Source organism: Craterilacuibacter sp. (assembly GCF_051659485.1).
GTDB lineage: Bacteria > Pseudomonadota > Gammaproteobacteria > Burkholderiales > Chromobacteriaceae > Craterilacuibacter.
This window is the reverse complement of the sequence record NZ_JBOFOO010000047.1, coordinates 1-1,264: the sequence shown is the minus strand read 5'-3', so window position 1 is coordinate 1,264 and position 1,264 is coordinate 1. Positions and strand designations below refer to the sequence as shown.

Below are 1,264 nucleotides of genomic sequence, written 5' to 3'. Positions count from 1 at the left end.
AGGCTGTTGCCCGCCAGCTGCATGCCGCTGCAACTGCGATTGATGATGGTCATGCTGGCCGGCGCGGGCGGGGGGCTGCGCCGTGCCAGCTGGCTGTGGTAGATCAGCTCCTCGCTGCTGTCTCCGGTGGGGGCAAACGACCAGCTGCCGCCATTGCTGTGATGCCAGCAGGCGGGCAGGGTGGAGACCAGGCTCAGCGTGCCGCCCATCTTGATGCGTACTTCGTGGCGTTCTGCCTTGCGTTGGCAGTCGTGCAGCAGCGCCTGAAATAGCTCGCCGTCTTCGGCGTGCGCCCCCGGCGTGCCGTGGCTTTGCATCTGCAATTGCTGCCTGAGCGCATCGACCAGAGGGCGGGTATCCAGCATCCAGCCTGCCTCTGGCGGCGTGTCGTGGTAGCCCGGCGGCTGGTCGGCATCGGTGTCGACATAAAAACCTTCGCCAGCCGCATCGCAGGTGCCGAGCAGCAACTGCGTGGCCGCGCTGCTGGCAAGTTCGAGCAGGCGCGCGATCTGGGCAGGGGGCAGGCGGTTGCTATTGCATAGCCCCAGCAGCAGCAGTGCCTTATAGCGGGTTGCCAGTGCCACATCATCGCCATGGCCGCTAGCGCAGGCATGCTGGTACAGCCGGTGGCTATCGCGCCAGAACATGGCCGGCAGCGGGTGATAGCTTGCCAGATGGGTGGCCAGCACATCATGGCTGGCGTCCAGCACACTTTGCAGCAAGTGCAGTTGCAATGCAGCAGGTGGCGCTTCGGCCTGTTGCAGGCACAGCTTGAGCGTCAGCAGGCGCGCTAGTTGCAGGCGCCGCGCGAGTGCCGCCGCTTTTCGCGCCCGCAGGGTGGCGGATAGTTCGCGCAGGCGGTAATCATTTTCCAGCGCCGGCAGGATGCGCACCAGTGCCTGCTGAAAGTGGCCGAATAAAGCCAGACGGCTATTGCTGTCCAGTAGGCTTTGGTTGCTGTCTTGCCATAGTGCGGCCAGCTGCCGCGCCGCTTCGGCCGGGATGGGCGCGAGTGCCTGCAAGGCGGCAAGGGTGGCTTGCGGGCTGGCGGGCATCGCGGCAGCGGGCAGATTCAGTTGCAAAGGCATGGTGCGCGGGCGTATCCGGAGGGTGGGCACAAGTCCGTATTATGATGCCCGGATGAGCGCGCCGCCAGCGTGTTGACGCTGGATAAATAACCCGGCCTTGATTTATGACAAGTATGGTTTTGCATAATTACGACAATGCAAAACCATTATGTATAATTTGCGCATTAGTCCTTGCC

At 63.3% G+C, this 1,264-nt stretch carries 1 protein-coding gene; it reads right to left on the bottom strand.

Going from position 1 to position 1,264, the window contains the following annotated elements:
- A partial coding sequence (locus ACRC1E_RS01370; protein WP_438513316.1) for a hypothetical protein occupies positions 1 to 1,088 on the bottom strand: 1,088 nt, incomplete at its 3' end.
- Positions 1,089 to 1,264: the final 176 nt, after the last annotated feature.